We start from the raw sequence: 537 nt of genomic DNA on the forward strand, positions 1-537 counted from the left end.
AGACGCCGCTCAACAGCATCCTGCTCATGTCGGAATTGATCAAGGACGCCGAGGAAGAGGAGTGCGCCAAAAATGCCAAGGCAGCGACCCAAATCCATGAAGCAGGGACAGAGCTCCTGCGAATCATCGAGGACATCCTCGATCTGTCCAAGCTGGAGGCGGGCAAAATGGAGCCGGTCAGCGAGCTCGTCTCGCCGCAGGATCTCGGACAACTGGTAGCCTATCAGCATCAGGAGCTTGTCACCCACAAAAAAGGACTGCAAATCGTGCTCGAGCACGCTCCGGAAACACCCGAGGCTATCATGACGGACATGTTCCGGCTCAATCAACTGCTGCGCCTCCTCTTGTTCCAGGTATCCGCCTACGCCGAAGAAGGCTCGATCCTCCTGCGGATCGAGCCGGATCAGGACCGGAACAGCATCCTCTTCCGTATCGCCAGTTGCCATGCCGTCCTGCCTCAGGCGCATCGCGAGCTGCTGCAGGAGGCCATCTCTACCGACCGTCCCGAGCTGCTCCAGGCGGTCGGCAGCGGCGGCC

Annotated in this window: 1 protein-coding gene; it reads left to right on the forward strand. The window is 60.1% G+C overall.

What is annotated here, in order from left to right:
• Positions 1–537: histidine kinase dimerization/phospho-acceptor domain-containing protein (locus PA598K_RS15225; RefSeq protein WP_305779914.1), on the forward strand; the 537-nt coding region annotated here is incomplete at both ends.

Source organism: Paenibacillus sp. 598K (genome assembly GCF_003851045.1).
Classification (GTDB): domain Bacteria; phylum Bacillota; class Bacilli; order Paenibacillales; family Paenibacillaceae; genus Paenibacillus_D.